Here is a 20,870-nt window from a genome sequence, read left to right as displayed (position 1 = left end):
TGTAACACCATGTGTCTATGCTCATAAACAAAGAGAGAGGTGATGTTCACCTCTCTCTTTGTTGGTCGTTAATCCATTAATGGTGGAGAATTTGAGAGAGAAAATTGCGCGTTCTATCGGATTGAGGATTTTCAAAAAATTCAACAGGGTTATTTTCTTCAATGATCTCACCAGCATCCATGAAAATAACGCGATCGGCCACTTCTTTAGCAAAGCCCATCTCATGGGTAACACAAAGCATTGTCATGCCTTCTCCTGCAAGTTCAACCATAACATCTAATACTTCCCGTACCATTTCTGGGTCAAGTGCAGATGTTGGTTCATCAAATAACATAATCTGTGGGTTCATGCACAATGAGCGTGCAATCGCAACTCGTTGCTGCTGACCGCCAGAAAGTTGACCGGGATATTTGTCGGCTTGATCAGGAATCTTTACGCGTTCCAAATACTTCATCGCAACCGCTTCAGCTTCTCCTTTAGGCATCTTTTTTACCCAAATTGGAGCGAGTGTACAGTTTTCTAACACGGTTAAATGTGGAAAAAGATTGAAATGTTGGAAGCACATACCGACCTCGCGTCGCACGGCTTCGATATTTTTAAGATCTTCCGTCAGTTCGTTTCCCGCGACGACGATTTGTCCTTTTTGGTGCTCTTCCAAGCGGTTAATACAGCGAATCATGGTCGATTTTCCTGAGCCTGAAGGGCCACAAATAACGATCTTTTCGCCTTTTTTAACGGTAAGATTGATATTCTTTAGTACATGAAATTCACCGTACCATTTATTCATATCATTAATCTGAATCATGATTTCTTCAGAAGGTGCGAGGTTGCGTTGCTGCGTCATAATACGTCCTTGATTTGTAGTTATCGTTTGTGACCAGTATGGAGTTTGTTTTCAAGCCATATCGAATATCTAGACATAGAAAAGCAGAACACCCAGAACACTAACGCGACAAATATATAACTTTCAGTAGAAAAGCCTAACCAATCCGGATCGGTATTGGCAGCTTGTCCAATACCGAGCACGTCAAACATCCCGATAATGAGTACTAAGCTGGTATCTTTAAATAGGCCAATGAAGGTATTAACGATAGATGGGATCGTGATCTTCAGTGCTTGCGGCAAAATAATCAAACCGACTTTTTTCCAGTAACTTAAACCTAACGCATCGGCGGCTTCGTATTGACCTTTAGGTATCGCTTGTAAACCACCACGAACCACTTCTGCCATATAAGCCGAACTGAACATGACCACCCCAATTAATGCTCTAACCAATTTATCCGTTTCCGAGCCTTGCGAGAGGAACAGAGGCAGCATAACGGATGCCATAAACAAAACTGTAATCAGTGGCACACCTCTCCAAACCTCGATGTAAACGGTACATAGGCTGCGAATAATGGGCATCTCGGAACGCCGGCCCAACGCCAGTACAACGCCAATCGGTAACGAGACAACAATCCCAACTAAGGCAATAATCAGCGTAACTAATAAGCCTCCCCACTTATGCGTTTCAACCATTTCTAGGCCGAAAAAGCCGCCATAGAGTAACGCCGCGATAAGAAATGGGTAGATGTTGACAAAAAACAACCAAATCCACGTTTTTTTCGGTGTATTTTCATAGGCGAGCAACGCACTAAAAATAGCAAGAGTGAAATAGAAGAGGCGAGGTCGCCATAGCTCAGCTTCTGGATAAAATCCATACATAAACTGATCCCAGCGTACGCTAATAAACACCCAACACGCCCCCTCACGAGTGCAATCACTACGTTGTGTACCTACCCAATCTGCATTAATAATCGCCCAATCGACAGTATGCCAAACAAGCCAGAAGGCGAAATACCCTAAGATCAGTGTAACGATGGAATTGAGTGCGTTATTAAAAAGATTTTTGCGCAGCCACCCAATGAAGCCAACGGTATTGGCTGGCGGTGGCAAGTTAGGTTGAAACTGATGTACTTTCATCTTATCTCTCCACCAAAGCAACTTTACGGTTATAGATATTCATTAATGCCGATGTCGTCAAACTGAGAGTGAGGTAAACACCCATGGTCATCGCAATAATTTCAATCGCTTGACCCGTTTGATTGAGCGTTGTGCCGGCAAAAACAGAAACCAAATCAGGGTAGCCAATCGCCATCGCTAATGATGAGTTTTTGGTCAAGTTCAGATATTGGCTGGTGAGTGGTGGAATGATGATGCGTAGCGCTTGAGGAATGACCACGAGTTTTAATGTTTTTGAACGAGATAATCCTAATGACATTGCTGCTTCGGATTGACCATGGCTCACCGCATTAATGCCAGAACGGACAATTTCGGCAATAAATGCGGCCGTATAAATACTGAGTGCAATCAGCAGTGCGGCTAACTCAGGGATAATACTGATGCCACCTTGGAAGTTGAACCCTTGCAGTTGTGGATACTCTGCTGACACTGGACGGCCCATAGCAAAGTACACAATGACAGGAAGTAGAATGCACAAGATAGCCGCAATTCTACCCATAGGCGTCTGCTGACCTGTTAAACGCTGTTTGTTTCGAGCCCAAATGCCAATAATTAAGGTGGTTAGTAAGCCAGCAAGAAAGGCAATAAAGATAAATGTGCTGCCACTTTCGAAAATGGGAGCGGGGAAGAACAGACCACGTACATTGAGAAAAATAGAATCCCCTAACTGCATGCTTTGCCTAGGCGATGGTAGAGCCTGTAACACGGCAAAATACCAAAAGAAAATTTGCAGTAATAAAGGAATATTACGGAAGATTTCTATATACACAGCAGCAAGTCGACTGACTAACCAGTTGGAAGAGAGACGAGAAATACCGATAAAGAAACCTAAAAGGGTGGCAAATACAACGCCTAAAAAAGAAACTAGCGCGGTATTGAGTAAACCTATGATAAAAGTTCGCCCATAACTAAAGGTTTCATTGTATTCGATCAAAGTAAGGCCAATCCCAAAGCCAGCTTCTTGATCTAGGAAGTCAAACCCCGTGGCAATGCCTCGAGAGCTTAAGTTAGAAAGTGCATTGGTCACAATGGTGTAAAAGAAAAAAACCAGAACGAGAACAGCAATAATTTGAAAGGCGACTGAACGAAAAGTAGGATTGTAGAACAAATTTGCGCTTTTAGCCGAGGGAGCTCCTGAGCTAGCCGCAATAGTTTTAGTAGGTTTCATACAACTATAACCTCAAATCCATTTTTCCAAAAAGGCGGTTAAAACCGCCTATTTGGGATTGTGTGACTATTAACGAAGTGGTGGAGCGTACATAAAGCCGCCAGCATTCCACAACGCATTTGCACCACGTGCGATTTGTAGTGGAGAACCTTTACCTACAGTGCGTTCAAAACTTTCACCATAGTTACCGACTTGTTTTACAATTTGGTATCCCCAATCATCGCGAATGCCCAAACCTTTACCTTTAGGACCGTCTAGGCCAAGTATGCGTTTGATATTAGGATCGCTAGATTTAAGCATTTCATCTGCATTTTTTGAGGTAATACCGTACTCTTCTGCGTTAACCATCGCATTGAGAGTCCATTTCGCCACGTTAAACCACTTGTCATCATCTTGACGAACAACGGGCCCAAGTGGTTCTTTAGAAATGATTTCAGGTAATACAACCGCGACGTTAGGATCAGTTAAGTTCAAACGTAGCGCATACAAACCAGATTGGTCGGTTGTTAGAGCATCGCAACGGCCCGCGTCAAAACCTTTTGAGGTTTGCGCTGCTGTATCGAATACCACAGGTTTGTATTTCATGCCCGTGTTGCGGAAGTAGTCCGCCAAGTTCAGCTCAGTAGTTGTACCGGATTGGACACAAACCGATGCCCCATCAAGCTCTTTTGCACTTTTCACTCCTAGGTCTTTTTTCACCATGAACCCTTGACCGTCATAATAGTTTACGCCGACAAAATTAAGGCCGAGTGCTGCGTCGCGTTGGAGCGTCCAGGTTGTATTGCGCGAAAGAACATCGATTTCACCTGATTGTAGGGCGGTAAACCGTTCTTTTGCTGTGAGTGGAACATATTTTACTTTCGATTTGTCACCAAGAACTGCTGCGGCAAGTGCCTGGCAATATTCAACATCAATGCCTTCCCATTCCCCTTTTGAGTTCGGGTTGGAAAAGCCTGGTAGACCAGTGCTCACACCACAAGTAATAAAACCTTGCGAAAGTACTTTATCTAAAGTGCTATCTGCTGCTGAAGCTGTCGTCGCCATCATGGCAGTAGAAGCTGCTACAACAGAAGCAAGAACAGTGAGTTTATTCGCCATTTGTATCCTTCCTGTATGATCCATGTTAAACCAGGTGACACCTGATACAACGTACTAAAAATGTTGTTGTGTAGCTTTCCAAGTTGTATTTGCATGCAATCGCACATTTACAAATCAACCGTTTATAAGCGTAGGTAATGATTTGTATTTTCTCAAATTAGTCATTTGAAAGATTTTTGATTAGATTCACAAACCTAAGCTGCAGCTAGAATGAACAAATGTTGCAAGATTGTAAATAGTGCAACCATGTTCAATAGTGGGGCAACAGAATAGAAGCAGTATATTTCTCTTTTAACGTAAAATTAACAATTGTGTCATTAGTGTGTTGTCAGGATTTTCAACTGTCTAATGGCGAAAATTTGGTTGATAATTATTTGGCTGCATTTAATTAGTGTCGCAGATGCCCTATTTTTGGTAGCATCAAGCGAATAGTTATCTAGATTATTCATGGAATGAAATGCAGTATTTTCCTCTGTTTTTGAATTTATTGGGCAAACCAGTGCTGGTTGTGGGTGGGGGCGAAGTCGCCTGTCGAAAAGTAGAAGCATTGATTCGAGCTGGGGCTCAAGTCACCGTCGTGTCACCTAAAATTGAACGTTATCTTTTAGAACTGGTAGAGCAGAATCGTTGCCAATGGGTTCAAAACTTTTATTCATCAGAACTATTAACGAAAGAATACTGGCAGGTATGGGCCACAACGGATAATCCGTCGCTTAACCACCAAGTGCATAAAGATGCAAGAAAGACAGGTGTTTTGGTCAATGTTGTCGATGATCAACCATACTGTGATTTTATCACGCCATCGATGGTCAACCGTGGGCGAATTCAGATCGCAATATCCAGTGGTGGTGCATCACCAGTGTTGGTGAGAAATATCCGAGAAACATTGGAAGCGGTTCTTCCGCAAAATCTCTCGTTGCTTGCTGATTTCGCTGCCTCCAAGAGAAATTCAATTAAACAATCACTCAATTCTGTCAGTGCTAGAAGAAAGTTTTGGGAAGCCTTTTTAAGTGATTCCAAAACAGAAAATGCAGTAAGCCGTGAAGAATTAGAGCGTTTATACCAACAAGCTCTCTTAGTGCCTATAGAAGAATCAGCACAATGTACATGGATAAGCTGTGGCGATGATGTTGAAATGCTGCCGATTAAAGCGCTACGTTACATGCAAAGGGCAGAGGTGGTTTTTTATGAACAACATTCTCCTTTTGAATTGATTGATCTTGTTCGCCGTGATGCTGAAAGGGAAAGTTTTAAGAATGCCGCGCAACTTGCAGAAAAGCTTGAGCAAGCAAAGTCTGATCGCAAAAGAATATGTATTTTGTTACCTAGAAACAGAGCAGAGTACGCTTTGCTTGTGGGGAAAGACTTAATGTTGTAAAAATAGTGCCATAGGTTATTGTTTTATCGGATTATGTTGCAGACCGAGCCTGATAAAACGAAGATGACTCAAAACTGAAGAGCTTATGTACTATGTATAAATCGATGCCACGTTCGTTCAAATCCTTCCTTGTGGTTAGCATTGTGAGTTTGGTTTCTATTTTTATGTCGTTACAATGTCACTCAAAGTTGCAAGAAGCTGAGTTCTGTGCAGATGATTATTTGAGCTGTAATATTAATAAAAGCGATGCCTCATTTCTCAATTTATATTATGATTCTTTTGAGCGTCCTGAAGTTATCAAAAGCTCTTTTACGGATTGGCGACAGTGGTGGTCACCTCAGGCAAAAGCTCTCTATATATTTTCACAAAATAATTTAATACAATTTGCGGGAATTACTCCTCTAGTTACTGAGGAAGCATTGGCTATTGGTCGTCAATACAATATAGACTGGATTATTGCGGAGGCTTATTTTTATGAAGCACAGGAATTATATTCATCACAACAATTAATTCAATCTGAATCCTTACTCAATGATGTTCTAGAGATGGTTGAGCGTATTGGATATAATGGGTTGAAAGGGCGAGTTTATAATTTATTGGGTAATATTTCATTTGATCAAACCAATTTAAAGAAAGCCTTAAAATATTATCAAATTGCTTATCAATTATTTGATAGGAATAAATATGCTATACAAATGTGCATAATTCTAAACAATATATCGACTGTGTATATTCATACGGAGGATTGGAAAAACGCTGATATATATAGTAAGAGATCTTTGAAAGTATACCAGAATCATAATTTCTCTAACTCACTCACCGAAGCTATTTTATATACTAATGCCAGTGTGATAGATACAGCGCTAGGACGTGAAGAATCTCAGCAGCGCAATGTTGAACTTGCTTTTGATAGAGCGATGAAAACAGGTTCTAAACAGTTGCAGTTTAAGACTATGGTTAACTTAGCCGATAATTTATTAAATCAAGGTGAGACAGAAGATGCCTTAGATATTATGATTCGATGTTTATCTCTTGCTAGGGAAGAGTCTAATCCCTTATTTACCGCATACTGTCAAGAGAGTTTAGCGGAAGTCTACCTTGCAAAAACTCAGTTAGAATTGGCTATCTTGAGCGCCAAAGAAGCGGTAGGAATTTATACAGATCACAATAATGTGCCAAGGATAATATATGCTACTGATATTATTTCAAGAATTTATGAACAAAAAGGTCGGTATGATGAAGCATTGTTTGAATATAAGAAAATGGCAACATTAGAAAAAAAACTTATCCTTCAGTCTAGAGAAAAAGAGGCATTGAGTCTAAAAAATCAATTTGACAGAAAACTCGACGAACAAGAATTATTGCTATTAAGTGCTAAGAACGATATACAGAAGCTGCAGATACAAGCTCAGGAATTTAGGGAATGGTTGTATTTTTTGTTATTTATTATTATTAGCTTTTTATCTTTAATTAGTTATCGGAAGTATAAAAAATTTAAAATCAAACACTCAACTTTACAGCAGGATCATGCAAAGTTAGAAGTTGAATCTACACATGACCCACTCACGGATTTGTATAACCGAAGATATCTTGATACTTGGTTTTCTTATCAGGAAGAAACAACTAATAATAAACCACATTTATTAGCCATAATTGATGTCGACTATTTCAAAAAAATAAATGATCAGTATGGTCATGAAGCGGGGGATGAAGTGTTAAGGGAATTATCTACCATTCTGAAACAGCAGCTTCGACCTGAAGATCTACTTATGAGGTGGGGAGGTGAAGAGTTTGTGATGATCATTAGTGCACCAGAAGCTCATATTAAAGAAGTCTTGGAGAGAATTCGTGCTCAAGTCGAACAAACATCATTTTACTGGGCAGGGCAGCGGGTTCCTGTAACTGTTTCCATTGGAGCAATTGCTGAGAAGTCGGTGTCTAAGTTGGCGTTGTCGTGGCAGAGTGCAATGGAGAGTGCAGACCAAGCGTTATACCAAGCGAAGTCAGAAGGAAGGAATCGATTCATTGTAAATGATAGTTATCAGTGATTGAAAAGCCACCTAGTGAGGTGGCTTTGATATTTTATTCGTGGTGCTGTTAGTCTCGGAAATTGTCATACTGGAATGGCTGGCCCATATCTGATTCACGCATTAGAGCGATCACTGATTGTAAATCATCTCTCTTTTTACCCGTTACTCTTACTTTTTCACCTTGAATGGATGCTTGGACTTTGAGCTTGGCATCCTTAATGGCTTTTACCACTTTCTTTGAGGTTAACGGGTCCAGTCCTTGTTTAAATTGGACATCTTTAAACCAGCGCTTGCCGGAATGTACAGAATCTTTCGCTTCCATCGCTTTGGCATCAACACCTCGTTTCGCGAGGTTGCCACGTAAAATATCCATCATTTGACCCAATTGAAAATCATCTTCTGCAGACAGTTTTACAACTTCATCTTTGAGTTCAAATCCAGCTTCTACATTACGAAAATCAAAACGAGTAGAAAGCTCTCGGTTTGCATTATCGACAGCATTACGAAGTTCAACAGTATCGACTTCTGAAACGATATCAAAAGAAGGCATGGTGTTTCCTTATCTATTGCTTAGTATTTACTTTAAGTTACGGCGGTCAGTGATCGCTTGTGCCAGCATATCCAGCATAGTTGCTGTGTCATCCCATCCTAAGCATGGATCGGTAATCGATTGACCATAGGTGAGGTTCTTTAAGTCATGCATTGGCTGATTACCTTCGATAATGAAGCTTTCAGCCATAATACCAGCAACGAAATCCTTACCTGTACGTATTTGTGTGCAGATGTCGGCCGTTACATCTATCTGTTTTCTATGCTGCTTTTGGCAATTCGCGTGGCTAAAATCTACGATGAGGCGCGGGGCTAAGCCGAATTCGATCAGTTGCTCGCAGGCTGCAGATACGGAGTCAGCGTCATAGTTTGTCCCTGTATCACCACCGCGTAAAATAACATGGCCAAAGGGGTTACCACTGGTACGATAAACGGTCATACGGCCATTTTTATCCGGTGAGTAAAAGTAATGCGATGCTTGGGCCGCTCGAATGGCATCAATAGCAATTTTGATGTTGCCATTCGTGCCATTTTTAAAACCGACAGGGCATGACAGCGCAGACGCCATTTCTCGGTGTATCTGAGATTCCGTAGTACGTGCACCAATAGCTCCCCACGTGATGAGATCTGCGATGTATTGCCCGGTGATCATGTCTAAAAATTCAGTCGCAGTAGCAAGGCCTAGCTTGTTGATATCTAATAATAATTTCCGTGCTTTATTGAGCCCTGTTTCCAGTGCATATGAACCATCCAGATTGGGATCCGTAATCAAACCTTTCCAGCCCACAACGGTGCGTGGTTTCTCGAAATAGGTACGCATGACGATAAACAGTTCATTTTTATATTGGTCTTGGATCGCACTCAAACGTTGAGCGTAATCCATTGCGGCTTCAGTGTCGTGTACTGAACACGGACCGACAATGACTAGCAAGCGATCACCGTGACCAGTCAGAATATTTTCAATTTGACGGCGTGAGTTTGCGATGCGCTCTGCTACGTCGTCTGTGATCGGATGCGCATTTCCAAGCTCTGCCGGAGTCGGCATTGGGCCCAAGGCTTGAGTTCTTAATTCATCTGTTTTTAATGGCATGGTAAAGCCTGTACTCTTATTGCGAAGCGGTAAAGATAACGGAATTGGCAATAGGAATAAACTCCAAAACGGAAAACTTATTGCTTATCATCTGTAAGGTGAAATTTTATTCATAAATTTATCATAAATATTTACTTTTACTTGAATTAATACTCGGCTATGGGTATTTTCCTGAGCAAGATAATTAAAAATGTAGGGAGTAATGAATGAGTTTGGCACAACATGATACGATCCACCCTCAGTTGATCTTAGGTGATGCCCTTCCAGCGGCAATTGAATCAAGTGGAAATGCCCAGCATTTGTACGTATCGCTGTCCGACATTATTTTAGATTCGTTGTTTTATCATCCTTCGATTGAGCAACATTTTGCGAATCTAACTGAACTTGAGCAAGGCTCTTTGCAATCCATTCTTGATGACAAAGCGGTGGCGGAGCATTTTACGTCAACCATTGTTGATAGAGTCGTGGCAGCGGTTCAAAAAAATCACACTACGATTCGTGTCTGTTTGAGTGATGCAGATAGTTACACTTATAAGGCGTTGATCGGTGGAAGTGTTGAAACGGATGAAATTAACCCAGCGATGGGAGTGCGTGGCGTATCGCGTTTTTCTTCCAACCAGTATGCAAAAGCGTTTAGTTATGAATGCGCTGTGATCAAGGCATTGCGCAAGCAAGGATTGAACATCGAAATTGTGGTGCCATTTGTTCGAACATTAAGTGATGCGGCTACGATCATTGACCGACTGGCAGAGCAGTCTTTACCTCGGAGTTTAGATGGTTTGAAAGTGCTTTATTCTTGCGATGTTCCATCAGCGGCATTGTTGGCAGAGCGTTTGATGCACTATTTTGATGGTGTGGTCATCAACATCGATAACTTAACACAATACACCTTAGGCATTGATAAAGAGAATCCCGAACTTTCCCATTTGTTTAATCCAGAGAGTGAGGCGGTCATCACGTTGCTCGATTTAGCGTCAAAAGCGGCACGTCATGCGAATAAGCCGATTTTGGTCGTCACCCAAGCACTAGCAAGTTATCCAAAGCTGCAGGAGCACTTAGCTGAAAGTGTTCAGGCTGATGTTGTGGTAAAAATGTAATGATCTGATTTGGGCGCAGAATAGCTGCGCTCAACCCTAACTTTTTGTAACAACTTATTGACATTTCACAGCGTATACCTTGAACTGGTCCGACAACCATATTGAAAAGGTCAAGCCTCATGCTCTCCCCATTAACAAAAGCGAATCTTTACTTAAATCTGTTTGGTTTTTTAAAAGTGCCATTGATTTGGTCCTGCAGGCCAAAGATTTTAGTGCTAAACGAACACTCTGTAGAAATTCGAATTCCACTTAAACGTCGCAATAAAAATCATTTAAATAGTATGTATTTTGGTGTGTTAGCCGTTGGTGCAGACGTAGCGGGCGGTTTTATGGCAATGCATAAAGCACAACAGCGTGGCTCCAAAGTATCGTTGGCGTTTAAAGCGGTTAGTGCGGAGTTTTTAAAAAGGCCGGAGGCGGATGTTCATTTTCATTGCCATGATGGCCAGCTAATAGACAGTATGCTTGATGAAACTATCGCGACCGGAGAGCGAGTCAATCAGACAGTAAAGATCATTGCAACCTGTCCTTCATTGCATGGTGACGAGCCTATGGCGGAGTTTCATCTTACTTTATCGTTAAAGCGTATTGGTAAATAAGGCTGAATTAGAGACTACTCGCTTAATTCTATCGGTTCAATGTCGACAATCTTATTTCTATTTAAAACAATTTTCCAACGGTAGTAGCGGGGCTCTTCTTTATGGTTATCTTCTTTGATAATCAAGTTGAGCAAGTGCCGTTTTTCTACGGTTTCTCGACTCACTTGACCACCACTTAACTGATAAATGCGATTAGAGCCTTTGTCCATCAAACGGGTAATAGGGCGTAGATCAATGTGTAAAGTTTCGCGTGTTTCCTCATAGCCACTCATGAAGCGTGAAGTTGACATGGCCGTTTCTGAGCGATAGTGAAGTACCTGTTCCTCCCTTTGAACAATGCGTTTCTTTCGAATTGTTTTGATTCGGTCTGGTAATTTACTCAGGTTGGTATAATCAAGCCATTCAATTTTGTAACCCACAGATTTTCCGGTCGTTGGGTCTATGTAACGACGCTTCCATTTAGGTTTTCCTTTACGGATCCAGCGCCACAGCATATCGCGTAAGTCATCTTTAAAGATCTCGCGTAATGCATAAACAAACGACATAGCGATGATAAAAGAGGCGGTGATTTCCCCCCAATAGTCGCGAGCTGTAATGGCGATGACGGTGACAAACAGCATTACAAGCCCAGTCGCGATGCCTTTTACGGCACGCTTCATGTTATTACCTAAAGAAGTGACGTGTTCATTAAGCACAATGGGATGCTCGATTAAACGGCGTAGTAGGCGCATCTTGTTACTCAGCCGAGTGATGTCTTCCCCTGCCTTTGCCGAGTTGTAATTGTTAAGTTTACGATGTGCCTGTTCTTTCTCAACCAGTGTAATTAGACGCTCTTTTATGGTTTTATATTCACCATCGCGGTTCATGTGTGCGACTAGGGAAAGAAACTTTTGCTCAGTATACCAAGATAAATAGTTATCAATATTGGCGTAATAGCGTTTTAAGCTCTCTTCATAAGGAATGCTGCGGCGCAATCTTTTCAAAATATCTAAAGAGAGTTCAATGACACTATCAACTTCATCTGATGTGACGGTGTCACTCGTCGTATTGAGTTGTACTACAGCTTTATCTAGAGCGATAACATACTGATAAGCAAATAAACTCAAACTGACTCGATACTGAGTAGAAGAGAGATGGCCTCGTTGTGCAAGTCGGCTGTGCACTAAGGGCAGTAACGTTTTATCACTGTAATACGCACGCTCTTGGTGGATGAAGCTATAGTAAAAGTCAGATTCAGGAAGTATTTCGGGTGTTAGACCTAAATCACCGGGAATGAATAGGTAAATGTCTAGATCAAGTTCTTTGCTCTGAGACATGGCATGTGAAATTTTAAGCGTGATGGTATCTTGCTTATCGACATTAACCAAAGAAAGCTCCTGAAAAAATGCTTATTTTTCCCTTGAATGCAGGAAAGGATAACAGAGATCACGTATAATCTCTGCAAAATTGAGGTGAGACATAGTAAATGATTAACGTTGGTCAAATAAACAGTTTAGAAGTCGTGAAGATTGCTGATTTCGGCGTATTTTTGGATGCTGAAGATTTTGGAACCACTTTACTGCCTAAACGATTTACCCCAGATGGGGTTGAATTGGGGCAGAAAATAGACGTATTTTTGTATTTCGATTCAGACAATCAACTTGCCGCGACGACTGAAAAACCGATTGCAAAAGTAGGCGAGTGGGGATTGATGAAAGTTCAGGGTGTGAATAGCACTGGTGTTTTTGTTGATTGGGGTCTGAAGGGTAAAGATTTATTGGTGCCTTACAGCGAACAGCGTGCTCGTTTTAAAGAAGGACAAATGATTTTAGTGTATGTCTACACTGATAAGGCTTCCGGCCGCATCGTAGGCACAACTAAATTCAACAAGTGGCTGGACAAAACCCCTGCAAACTATACGCAGAATCAGCAAGTTGATCTATTAATTGCAGAACACTCAGAACTCGGATACAAGGCCATCATCAATGGCGAGCACTGGGGGATGATTTTCCCATCAGATGTGTTTGGTAAGTTGTTTATTGGTAAGACCTTAAAAGGCTACATCAAAAATATCCGTGAAGATGGAAAAATTGACCTAGCTCTGCAAAAAATTGGCGTAGCAAAAATGGATGAGCTAAGCACTAAGATCATAGAGTTACTTGAGAAAAAGGGTGGTTTTCTTCCATTAAGTGATAAATCGACACCAGAAGCTATTTTTTCGATGTTCCGTACCAGTAAGGGAACCTTTAAGAAGAGTATTGGTGGTTTGTACAAGCAGGGAAAAATTACCATTGGGGAAGATGGAATTCATCTTGTATAGCTGAGGCGTCCACCTCCTGTTGCAATCTATTTTCCTTGACGATAAAAAAAGGCCCAAAACTTTTCCGTTTTTGGGCCTAGGGGAATGGCTCATTTGAGCCTACGCTAATCATTAAAATAGTCGTACTTATGCTTCCCTGTAAGTATAGTTGTTATCGCTAGAAGTGCGCGTGTTTTCTAGATTTTTGTCCTATTTTGGGGTGTGTTAAAACAAATTTTTATCTTTAACGAGTTCTCTTGGTAAACCATTTTTTATGCGGTTTCCTACCCATTTTCCTAGGCCAATCACATCGTTACCGAGTTTAACCAGCACTTCGCCAGTGCCAGTTTGTAGTGCTGGTCTGACATCTCTGCCCATGTACCAATCTCGCGCTTCTTCAATCGATAGTGTGATACAGTTTGATTCGTTACCAGTCGCTAACGATGTAGCGACTTGATGTTGCCAGCGATAACCTTTTTTATGTGTTTCAGCGATTTTTATCCCCATGCGAGAGAAGCGGAATTTGCCGAGCATAGGTTCCAGTGCGTTTGGAAATAACCATACATCATTATCACGTAGCCAGACACTGGTATTATCGGGGATCACAACTTCAAACGTTTTCATGAGTTGATCCGCGATCTCTTGTGTGAGTTTAAGGTTGGCTTTCGCAAAAGGAAATTGACCTAAGCGTTTGTTGACTTCAGGGTGGGGTACAGAGCTAAGTTTACGGATTTTTGCAACAAAAAAACCTTCACAATCATAAGTTTGAGGGAATATATGCAAGAACCCTTCGTCTGTAATAGCTGCTTTTGTATCCTCAAACAATGAAATAAGGGAAACAAATTCAACTGATTGTGGATATTTTTCTTGTAGATGCAAGCACACTTGTTGGTTCTCTTCTGTACTCAATGTACAGGTTGAGTAGACCATCACACCGCCGGGCTTTAAAGCTTGAAACGCACTTTCAATCAAATCTTTTTGTGTTGTGGAAATCGACAATACAGATTCTTTACTCCAGTTTTTCATCGCATCAGGATCTTTACGGATGGTACCTTCTCCTGAGCATGGAGCATCTATTAACACCGCATCAAATTGTTCCGGTAACCAACCGCCAAAGACTCGACCATCAAAATTGCTCAGTACACTGTTGCGTACACCGCAGCGTTCGATATTAGCATGCAGCACTTTAACACGGCTGGCTGAAAATTCGTTGGCGACTAATACGCCTTCATTTTCCATACACGCCGCAATTTGCGTTGTTTTTGAACCCGGAGCCGCCGCCATGTCGAGTACTGAATTGAACGATTCATCGCCAGTGAAAAGAGCGGACACTGGCATCATAGAACTGGCTTCTTGAATGTAAAAAAGCCCTGCCATATGTTCGGCGGTATTACCTAAAGGTACGACAGACTCATCGGCTTCAATCCAAAAACCCGTATTACACCAAGGCACTGGTGATAAAGCCCACCCTTTTTCTACGGCGCGTTGACAAAAACTATCGACAGAGATTTTTAGCGTGTTGACTCGAATACTTTTACGCAAAGGACGCTGGCAAGCTGCAATAAAATCACTCATCGTTAGATGTGTGGGCAGTATCGCTTCAATTGTCGCAAGAAAAGGTTCAGGTAGGGTTATATTGGCGTGCAAAGCAGTATCTCGTCTGGGAGTTGAGGCCGGATTATATAAGAATCGTGATGAGATCAAAATAATAAAAAATGCAGCCGATCAGCTGCATTTTATAAGAATCAAGGTTAACCCTTTAAGGTTTTGGTATGGCTGTTCGCCATTGGCGCCATTCTGGTTTGGCTTCAGGATATAAGTAAAATGCTTGGCCTTGTTTAGCTATAGGCTGTAGCTGTTTTTGCTCTGGAGTGGCAAATGTAATTCCGCCTTTCATGATGCTATCTAACGTGCCTGCTTTTATATTTGCACCAGATAAACCGATGGATACATCGACGCCAGAAGTGTTCCAAAATACGCTATTGCTGCGAACCAGATAAGCGAACTCTTTTTGGATTTCAATGGTAAACATGACGCGGTCTGCAAAGTCTCCTAGAGCAACATGGGTTACTTTGCCCACTTCCATTTCACGGTAGAGAACCGGGCTATCTTCAGTCACTGATCCTCGTGTTTCACTTTGTAAGGTGAATTCAATACCGAGTGCTTGTTGTGGCTGTTTTTCTAGTTCAAATTGATACTGCACATCGCCAAACCCAGGTTGGACCTCAATGCTGGAACTGAGTAAGTTTTGCAGATTTTCAACACCATTGAAGCCAATCTTAGTTTTCGCTACCCAAAAGTGAGAGCCATTTCTGGCAATGCCTAATGCGTAGCTAGGCTCAATTCTCGCTTGGAGTGTAACTTGGTTTGTCTTGAAATTAGGTGTTACAGAAACAACCTCTCCCACAGTGATATTGTTATATTTGATGGATGTTCCTAGCGTAACGCCAAATGATGAATCGGCCGTTAAGATGATTTCTTGGCCCGCCTTACGTGCTTGATCGTAGCTGTCATAGAGCTTCCACAAATTCTGATCTTTGTTATCAATACCTTGCAACGAATCAAATGCAATGCCTCCTTGAATTAAAGTTTTTAAAGGAGCGGCTTTGACTTTTACGCTTGCAAGTGTTGCATTAATTTCGACGCCAGAACGGTTCCAAAAAACAGTTTGATTCGTAATCAGATGGCGATATTGATTCTCTATTTTGACCTCGATTTTTACACCTTCTTTAGTGAGCTTAAAGCCAAAAACACTGCCTACTTGAAGATTACGGTATAGGAGCGGGCTGCCCGGATTGATGGGAGGAAGCTCGTCGGCAAAAAGAGTCAGTGTCTGTGAGCCGCTTTGATTATATTTTGCAAGCTCAGCTAAGGATTTACTTTGATATAGCGGGTACTCATTACTCGCATTTTCAGCGCCTTCGCTGATGAAACTGATTGAGCCGGCGAGCAGTTGTTTGGCAGGAGGGATCGAAACATTAAGGCCTGATTCGGTGAGCTCTGCGGTGGCCGAGCCTGTAATGTAAAAACGATTCTGTGAGCGTATGAGTGATGTGTACTCTTCATCAATCAGCGTATTGAGCACAACACTGTCTTGCTGCAACTTTACGTCAATTACTGAACCTACCGCGATGCCTCGATACAAAATCTGGCTGCCCACATTTAAGCCATATGAGCTTTCAGCTGTAAGTTTGATAGCAATTGATTTTGCTTGTGACTGATTAAATTCAAATTGGCGAATAGCAGTGAAACTTCTGGCCTTTTCGCCCTTGCCAGGAATGAGTGTCAAGTAATTTCCTTTGATCAAATTACCGATGTTCTCAACTCCAGAGAGTGAGACTTTGGCCTCTTCCAACACAAAACGGCTTCCCGAATTGAGCATATCGCTAAAAGCCGGTTGGATAGCAGCAGAGGCGATGATCTGTTGGTGACTTTTACTGAGCTGCAATTCAGTGATTTGACCGACTTCTATTCCTCGGTAAATGATGGGGGCACCAGTTTGGTTAATATTATGCTGATCGGGTAGGGTGATTTTCACAGGGATACCACGTCCTGCGGTTTTTAAATCGCGATAGAGACTAAATTGGGTATTTTGTTCAACAGGCTCCCCACCGTCCGGTGAATCGACGGCAATTGAACCACCGATTAATGCACTTAAACTTTCTAAGCGGACGTCAACACCTTCAAAGCCAATGCTTGCACCAACACCGCTGACATTCCAAAAACGGCTTTCATTGGTAATAATGTGGCGATACTCGTCTTTTATCGAGGCTTGAATGAGTACCGACTTTGCATCGTCATCGAGTTTGTAGTTAAACACTTCACCAATCGGAATTTTTTTATAGACGATTTGTGAGCCAACAGAAATACCTCCGAGATCGCGAGCCTTTAGAGAAATGATAAGCCCTTGATTAGGCAGTAGATCAGAAGGTGCACCATCTAAAGCACTAAACACTTTATCGTGTTCAGCTGAACTATTTTCGTTACCCGGTTGAATCGCAATATAGTTTCCTGAAACCAATGCATCTAAACCTGAAACGCCAGATAAACTGGCCGTTGGCTTCACTAACCAAAAGCGGGTATTGTCATTGAGTAACTGAGTAGCTTCTGGATAAATATCGGCTTCCACATAGATGTTTTCTAATCCTTCGGACAGTTTAATATCTCTTACCATGCCGACTTCGAGCCCTTGGTAGCGAATTGTTGTTCGCCCTGCGACTAAGCCTTGTGCGTCCGAAAAATAGATCTGGATTCGTTCGCCAGCATCGTGAATGGCTTTAACGACTAACCAACCTGCGAGCGCCATGGTGAGTATGGGCAGTATCCACAAAGGTGAGATGCCCCTGTTTCGCTTAACATCGGGAGTGTATGAGGGCTGGCTTGAAATTTGTTTACTCATGTGAAGGCTCGTTTTGGTCTGCGATTTCTGGGTAATTATCCCAGATGAGTCTTGGGTCCATACTTTCCGTGGCGAGCATGGTGAGTACAACCACCAAGCCAAAGGCAACGGCTCCATAACCGGGAGTGAAGTCGAGAATTTGACCGCGATCAACCAGTGTCAACATAATTGAGATGACAAACAGATCCATTACCGACCATTTGCCGATCCATTTAATCGCGAAATAAATGTTCATTCTCTGACGGTGGTAAACCGTTCGCTTAAATTTAATCGCCAGTAATAGATAGGTCAGGCCGAATATTTTTACAATAGGCACGATTATACTGGCCACAAAAATGATGATTGCAATTCCGACCATACCACTATTAATCAGTGACGCAACACCAGAGAAGATGGTGTCTTCTAATCGCTGTCCATTGGTAATTAAAATCGATATTGGAATCAGGTTCGCGGGGAAAATAGTGACACTTGCTGCAATTAAATAGGCCCAAGTTCGTTGTATCGAGTTGGGTTTCCGGTGATATAATTTTTGCGCGCAACGCACGCAGTGCGTATTTTCTGGTTGTGAAAGATGGCAATGGTGGCAATGCACCTCTTTACGCTCGAAGGCATATTGATTCTCTGGCTGCCACGCTTGCCAATAGCGCCTTACGCTAACTCGAGTCGCTAACAATACGGTTGCCAGTTGCAGCAAGACTAAACCATACAGCCCCACACCGATAAAAATGTCGGAATAATCTTGAAGTTTAAAACAAGATACCGCCACGCTGACTAAAAAAACATCGAGCATTACCCACGCTTTTAATCGCTGAATAATGATCAGTGAGCCACGCAGTAGATGAAACCATCGATAACGCAAGGCGATATGAGCGGTCACTACGGAACCACACACTAAAAGTGGCGCAATAGAGCTGCAAAATAGCACCAATAAAGCGAGCGCTCCAAAGCCCTCTTCAGCCAGCGCAAAGACACCGGATGGCAAGGTGGCGGGGATCATCACCCCAACCAAGCGAATACTGATGAATTCAAAAAAATGAGAGGGGATAAACAGTAACAAGCAAGTGATGGCGACGGCTAAATCCCCAGATAAAGAGGGAGATCCACCGCGGTACAGTTGGGTACCGCAGCGTGGGCAATAGGCACTTTTCCCATGCTCAACCTCGACGAGATCAACGGCCAATTCACAGCCGTGACACAACCTCACGCCGTTAGGTGATTGTGGATGTTGAATAAGCGCTGAATGTTGAGACAAACAATCATCCTAATTTATTGTTACCCAATCACTAAACGTACGATTGGAGATTTCCATAAAGGGTCTGATATAACCCATCTTGCTCTACTAATTCTCGATGCGTACCCATTTGACTAACTTGACCATCTTCCAGCACGTAAATTATATCGGCTTGTTTTACAGCCGAAAGGCGGTGCGCAACAATTAAAGTAGTTCGACCTTTCAAAAATCCAGTCAGAGCATTGTGCAATGCCGCTTCAGTTACCGTATCTAACGCGGATGTTGCTTCATCCAAAATAACAAATTTAGGATTGCTCAGTACCATCCGAGCGATGGCTAAACGTTGACGTTGTCCGCCCGACAAGCGAATACCATTTCGGCCAACTAGCGTTTCTAAACCGTCACTGAGATTCGCAGTCACATCATCCAGTTGTGCAATATGCAGCGCTTGCCATAATTCCTCTTCTGCATATTGACCGCCGAGGGTCAAATTATGCCTTAAGGTGTCGTTGAATAGTATAGGTTGTTGTAATACCACGGCAATGTTATCGCGAATAATATCAAAACTTATCTCTTCAGTGGTCGCACCATTAAAACGGATCTGCCCGGAATTGGGCTGATACACACCAATTAACAGTTGGATCAACGTGGATTTCCCACCACCACTTGCGCCAACCAACGCAACTTTTTTACCCGCTGGAATCGTGAGCGAGAGATCGTTGAGCACACTCTTTTCACTATCGTAGGCAAAATTAACGTGAGAAACCTCAACATCGACCTGGCGGTTATCCGTGAATGGGTTAATTTTGCAAATAGGGCGAGGCTCTTCCTCCAGTGCAAGCAGATCATTAATGCGATGGAAGGCCGCCTTTGCACTGTACCAAGAAAATTGAATACTCAGCAGTTCTTGCACTGGGCCTAACATAAACCACAAATAACCGAAAACGGCGAAAATTTGCCCTATGGTCAAGTCGCTAAAGACCACCATCAGCATCGCGACCGCTCTAAATAGCTCAAAACCAAGTAAAAATAGGAGAAATGAGACGCGCCCTGCAGCCTCTGATTGCCATGCATATTTGTCTGCATTCTCTCGGACTTGGTTGGCTTGCTGCTTAAGTTCATTGAGAAACTCTCGCTCTTTATTAGCGGCACGCAATTGATAAATGCCATCTAATGTTTCGACTAGCCGATTTTGAAAGCGTTCATACGCTTGGTTTTCTCGCTTTTTCAGATGCTTAACTTTGCTTCCGAGTTTACGTGAAAAGTAAATCACAATCGGGTTGACCAATAAAATAAACAGCCCTAAACGCCACTCAAGCCAGAGTAGAACACCTGCTGTGCCTAACACGGTCAGTAGGCTGATGATAAATTTACTGAGTGTGCTACCTATGAATTGATCAATGGTTTCGATGTCGGTGATTAAGTGAGCATTAATACCACCACTGCCTTTGGTTTCGTACTGCCTGATGCTGATCCGTCCTAATTTATCAATCATTTTGCAGCGCATTTGGTAAGTGATGGTTTTGGACACCAAAGTAAATTGACGGCTTTGAAGTATGTTGAGCGCTTGGCTGACGCTACGCATCAAGACCACTAGCAATAACGTGAGTGCAATATAGCCTGTTGGGTTTTGCATCGACGTCGGTAGAATAGTATTCATCATCGCCAAACCAGAAGCGGGTTTATTCAGCAGAACTTCGTCGACCATTAATGGCATTAATAGTGGAATAGGGACACTAACCAGCGTTGCAATAACCGCGATCGCATTGGCAAATATAAGTGTAGGTCGATGTTTTTTTACTTGTTTTATTACCCAAGAGCGGCTAATAGTGTCATTGGAATTAGTCATTATGATGAGAATGCATCCTATTTATCGTGTGAGAAATTGTACGCTGTTCAAAAATAGATGTCTTCCGTTTTCAAAAGGTCGTTGAGTTTATATGAACATAGAA

16 protein-coding genes are annotated in these 20,870 nt (G+C 42.3%); 5 read left to right on the top strand and 11 right to left on the bottom strand.

Going from position 1 to position 20,870, the window contains the following annotated elements:
- Positions 1–76: 76 nt before the first annotated feature.
- The 4 genes from AACR75_RS07685 to AACR75_RS07670 all read right to left on the bottom strand — a co-directional run bounded on the left by AACR75_RS07685 (position 77) and on the right by AACR75_RS07670 (position 4,267).
- The gene (locus AACR75_RS07685; protein WP_013856933.1) at positions 77–844 is read right to left on the bottom strand and encodes an amino acid ABC transporter ATP-binding protein; all 768 of its coding nucleotides are present in this window, start codon (positions 842–844) and stop codon (positions 77–79) included.
- Positions 845–864: 20 nt separating this feature from the next.
- Positions 865–1,962: an amino acid ABC transporter permease gene (locus tag AACR75_RS07680; protein WP_047689499.1), complete on the bottom strand. Its 1,098-nt coding sequence runs from the start codon at positions 1,960–1,962 to the stop codon at positions 865–867.
- Between the two features lies 1 nt (position 1,963).
- A complete protein-coding gene (locus AACR75_RS07675; protein WP_047689498.1) occupies positions 1,964–3,169 on the bottom strand; it encodes an amino acid ABC transporter permease in 1,206 nt (401 codons plus the stop codon).
- A gap of 69 nt (positions 3,170–3,238) precedes the next feature.
- The gene (locus AACR75_RS07670; protein ID WP_026027113.1) at positions 3,239–4,267 is read right to left on the bottom strand and encodes an amino acid ABC transporter substrate-binding protein; all 1,029 of its coding nucleotides are present in this window, start codon (positions 4,265–4,267) and stop codon (positions 3,239–3,241) included.
- Between the two features lie 457 nt (positions 4,268–4,724).
- On the opposite strand from AACR75_RS07670, the gene AACR75_RS07665 reads away from it, so the two are divergent.
- Both AACR75_RS07665 and AACR75_RS07660 read left to right on the top strand, forming a co-directional pair.
- Positions 4,725–5,645 (top strand): precorrin-2 dehydrogenase/sirohydrochlorin ferrochelatase family protein, encoded by a 921-nt coding sequence (locus tag AACR75_RS07665; RefSeq protein ID WP_017044682.1) that lies wholly within the window; start codon positions 4,725–4,727, stop codon positions 5,643–5,645.
- Between the two features lie 92 nt (positions 5,646–5,737).
- Positions 5,738–7,693: a tetratricopeptide repeat-containing diguanylate cyclase gene (locus AACR75_RS07660; protein WP_047689496.1), complete on the top strand. Its 1,956-nt coding sequence runs from the start codon at positions 5,738–5,740 to the stop codon at positions 7,691–7,693.
- A 49-nt stretch (positions 7,694–7,742) separates the two neighbouring features.
- Here the strand turns inward: AACR75_RS07660 and AACR75_RS07655 are convergent, their stop codons facing one another.
- On the bottom strand, positions 7,743–8,225 hold the full coding sequence (locus AACR75_RS07655; protein WP_010319065.1) for a YajQ family cyclic di-GMP-binding protein: 483 nt from the start codon (positions 8,223–8,225) through the stop codon (positions 7,743–7,745).
- A gap of 27 nt (positions 8,226–8,252) precedes the next feature.
- Entirely contained in the window at positions 8,253–9,314 is a 1,062-nt protein-coding gene (locus tag AACR75_RS07650; protein ID WP_047689494.1) for a 3-deoxy-7-phosphoheptulonate synthase, read from the bottom strand.
- A 206-nt stretch (positions 9,315–9,520) separates the two neighbouring features.
- Here AACR75_RS07650 and AACR75_RS07645 point away from each other — a divergent pair, with 206 nt between their 5' ends.
- Positions 9,521–10,411 carry a putative PEP-binding protein gene (locus tag AACR75_RS07645; protein WP_010319067.1) on the top strand — a complete coding sequence of 297 codons (891 nt, stop codon included), beginning with the start codon at positions 9,521–9,523 and terminating at the stop codon, positions 10,409–10,411.
- A 119-nt stretch (positions 10,412–10,530) separates the two neighbouring features.
- Positions 10,531–11,010, top strand: coding sequence for a DUF4442 domain-containing protein (locus AACR75_RS07640; protein WP_026028837.1), 480 nt, complete (start codon positions 10,531–10,533; stop codon positions 11,008–11,010).
- A 14-nt stretch (positions 11,011–11,024) separates the two neighbouring features.
- Here the strand turns inward: AACR75_RS07640 and AACR75_RS07635 are convergent, their stop codons facing one another.
- Positions 11,025–12,377 carry a hypothetical protein gene (locus AACR75_RS07635; protein ID WP_017044687.1) on the bottom strand — a complete coding sequence of 451 codons (1,353 nt, stop codon included), beginning with the start codon at positions 12,375–12,377 and terminating at the stop codon, positions 11,025–11,027.
- A 98-nt stretch (positions 12,378–12,475) separates the two neighbouring features.
- Between AACR75_RS07635 and AACR75_RS07630 the strand changes: the two genes are divergently transcribed.
- Positions 12,476–13,309, top strand: a complete 834-nt coding sequence (locus tag AACR75_RS07630; protein WP_013856923.1) for a CvfB family protein — start codon at positions 12,476–12,478, stop codon at positions 13,307–13,309.
- Between the two features lie 204 nt (positions 13,310–13,513).
- Here AACR75_RS07630 and rsmF read toward each other — a convergent pair whose 3' ends face one another.
- The 4 genes from rsmF to AACR75_RS07610 all read right to left on the bottom strand — a co-directional run bounded on the left by rsmF (position 13,514) and on the right by AACR75_RS07610 (position 20,767).
- A complete protein-coding gene (gene rsmF, locus AACR75_RS07625; protein WP_197056801.1) occupies positions 13,514–14,935 on the bottom strand; it encodes a 16S rRNA (cytosine(1407)-C(5))-methyltransferase RsmF in 1,422 nt (473 codons plus the stop codon).
- 112 nt (positions 14,936–15,047) lie between these two features.
- Entirely contained in the window at positions 15,048–17,687 is a 2,640-nt protein-coding gene (locus AACR75_RS07620) for an MlaD family protein (protein WP_017050488.1), read from the bottom strand.
- Positions 17,680–18,939 (bottom strand): paraquat-inducible protein A, encoded by a 1,260-nt coding sequence (locus AACR75_RS07615; protein WP_047689489.1) that lies wholly within the window; start codon positions 18,937–18,939, stop codon positions 17,680–17,682. Before AACR75_RS07615 ends, AACR75_RS07620 begins: the two co-directional genes overlap by 8 nt.
- 31 nt (positions 18,940–18,970) lie before the next feature.
- Positions 18,971–20,767 (bottom strand): ABC transporter ATP-binding protein, encoded by a 1,797-nt coding sequence (locus tag AACR75_RS07610; protein WP_047689487.1) that lies wholly within the window; start codon positions 20,765–20,767, stop codon positions 18,971–18,973.
- Positions 20,768–20,870: the final 103 nt, after the last annotated feature.

The organism is Vibrio sp. ZOR0018, assembly GCF_963865925.1.
GTDB classification, from domain to species: domain Bacteria; phylum Pseudomonadota; class Gammaproteobacteria; order Enterobacterales; family Vibrionaceae; genus Vibrio; species Vibrio anguillarum.
Note: the sequence above shows the minus strand (reverse complement) of the source record. Positions and strands in the feature narration are given on the sequence as shown.